3 protein-coding genes are annotated in these 2,349 nt (G+C 38.2%); 2 read left to right on the plus strand and 1 reads right to left on the minus strand.

Going from position 1 to position 2,349, the window contains the following annotated elements:
- Positions 1-249: 249 nt before the first annotated feature.
- Both QUA38_RS28555 and QUA38_RS28560 read left to right on the plus strand, forming a co-directional pair.
- On the plus strand, positions 250-1,878 hold the full coding sequence (locus QUA38_RS28555; protein WP_333167817.1) for a DGQHR domain-containing protein: 1,629 nt from the start codon (positions 250-252) through the stop codon (positions 1,876-1,878).
- Between the two features lie 75 nt (positions 1,879-1,953).
- Positions 1,954-2,253, plus strand: a complete 300-nt coding sequence (locus QUA38_RS28560) for a hypothetical protein (protein WP_333167820.1) — start codon at positions 1,954-1,956, stop codon at positions 2,251-2,253.
- Here the strand turns inward: QUA38_RS28560 and QUA38_RS28565 are convergent.
- The coding region (locus tag QUA38_RS28565) for a UvrB/UvrC motif-containing protein (protein ID WP_333167822.1) at positions 2,239-2,349 on the minus strand (111 nt) is incomplete at its 5' end. The genes QUA38_RS28560 and QUA38_RS28565 overlap by 15 nt on opposite strands.

Below are 2,349 nucleotides of genomic sequence, written 5' to 3' on the forward strand. Positions count from 1 at the left end.
TAACTGCTTATCAATCTATTCAACAAGCTCTCTCTACTGATGGCTCCCTTTTTTCCCCTAGTTGAGCAATTACGATTTATCCAACATTTGGATCGAGAGGATGGCTTTTTCTCAAAGTACGGAAACTCAAGACCCCCTGATGAATTTTTATTCGTCTCTATACCTTGCCCCAAAAATATTTCAAGAGAGTTGGAAAGTCTATTAATTCAACTATGTCAACCTAAATTTAATACACAAAGGAGTTAAAGAATGGAATTAGATGATCAGTCTCCGGAGACGATAGAATATAAGGCCATCAGTGGTAAGTTTGGTGAGGTTAGGTATTTCATAACAACTCTAGATCAAAGTGATGCAGTTGAAAATATTCAATTTGCTGATGAGATTCAAAATAGTTGGAGCTTCTCTGAACGCGTTCAGAGAAAACTAGACGAAAACAGAGCGAATACAGAAATATTTTCCTACCTAGCCCAGGGCGGAATTCGGTTTTTCAATTCAATTGTAGTTGTACTTTTGCCGAACTCGAATGACCAAAGAGAGTTTTGGGACTTCTCTGAAGTTAAGAGTCAGGGCAAAACTGTCGAAAAATGGGTCAATTTAAAGCTATACAAGAACGTAGCCAGAATTGTAATTGATGGTCAACATAGACTTCTTTCATTAAAGAGATATTGGAAAGCTCATACTGGAAAAGATCCTTTAAACCCTCAACAAATAAAGGAAAACTTCAGTTGTACGGAAACCTTTGACATACCAGTCGTTTATCTAGTTTTCGGTAATCTGGGCAGGGTGGGTTTTTCAGATGAAAGCGAAACTGTAAGAGATGAGATAATCAAAGCAACTCGCAATATTTTTACAGTTATAAACAAGACTGCGAAATCCCTCGATAAACAAACTCAATTATTGCTTGATGACAGTAAAATATCAGCATTTATTCCTAGAAAGCTTTTAGAGGAAAGAGTGCTTGAAGAGAGATTCATTAGATGGTCTTCTACATCAACAAGCTTGACCCAATCCGAACCTTACTTGACGACTTTAGATTTGGTTAGCCAATGTACTATTGAACTATTGAGAGATTATCAGAAGGAAATTTTAAAGAAATCCTTGAATTCACCAGTTGAGCGTAATAAAGCTCTGGATGATTATTATGAATCTCATCCTAAACTGCTTAAAATAGGCACAAAAGCATTGTTTAAGTGGTTTTTTACTGAGCTTCAGCCATTTAAGGATTGGGTATCACAAGTTAACCATGTAGGTATAAAGATTCCTATTCAACCGGAACAACCTCAATTAAAGGCAGAGCAAAAAGCAAGTATAAAAAAACTACGAGAGGGGAGTATTTTGTATAGTATTTTTGGACAAAAAATTCTTTTTGCCGCTGTTTCAAGGTTCTTGTTTAGGATAGGCCCAGAGCACCGTATTCCAGAAACTCTTAACGCTATTTCGGATAGTATTACTAAAATGGATAAAGAGGGATTTTTTAACAGGAATCAATCTCATTGGTTTCATGTTCTAGTGCAGCCCAATGCAAAACTAAACATGATAACTAAAGGTCATGGAGCTGAGAGTTGTATAGAGCTTATCAAAATGATATTGTATAATTCCTCTGAGGGTGTGAGAGACTTGATAAAACGTACAAAAGAAGATGTAGGTAATGAGGTTAACTGGAATGAAACTCAGATTTCAGTTTGGAGAAAAGATTTTCATGTGATATTACCTGAAGTTGAATTTATTGAGGAGCAGATAGAGATATCTTCTGAATCAGATGACTTCTTTGCTGAAGTTCGAGATTTGCTTGACTCTTCTGATGAACACGAAGAAGAATCTGAGGAAATTGAAGATGATGAGGATATTTTCAATGAAGCCGAAGAAGTACAAGATTAAGCTATCAACTTGACGATGTGTTCAAATATAGCGATGTAACAAAACTTTTTTTGACTTTTGCCGAAGAAGCCGGAGATGCCGGATGTCCGCGCAAAATTAACGGCATTACCTCCTCGGGGCGTGATCGCGAATATGCAGCATACCGACTACGAATCTCATAGAAAGTACGATCGCCCTTCCCATCCAAAAAATAGGACAATGGTAAAGGGCGATCGCACTTCACCTAAATGCTTAATACGATCGCACTTTTTCCTGTTTTTCCTGCAAAAACTCGGCCAAGTCGCAGACTTCAGCAATTCATCAGCGTTTATCTGCGTGCATCTGCGGTTAAAAACCCCCCTCAATTCTCTGACAAAAAGCTTAATGTCCCAATAGCTTATCCCGCAAATGCTTAATCCGATCGCGCAATTTACCCGCCTCCTCAAACTCCAACTTCTTAGCCGCCGCCTTCATCTGCGCTTCCAACCGCCC

Source organism: Microcoleus sp. Pol12B4, assembly GCF_036701385.1.
Taxonomy (GTDB): Bacteria; Cyanobacteriota; Cyanobacteriia; order Cyanobacteriales; family Microcoleaceae; genus Microcoleus.

Bases quoted from the DNA above. Each gene is read 5' to 3' on its own strand.
- QUA38_RS28555 (WP_333167817.1), top strand. From the start codon at position 250: ATGGAATTAGATGATCAGTCTCCGGAGACGATAGAATATAAGGCCATC.
- QUA38_RS28560 (WP_333167820.1), top strand. From the start codon at position 1,954: ATGCCGGATGTCCGCGCAAAATTAACGGCATTACCTCCTCGGGGCGTG.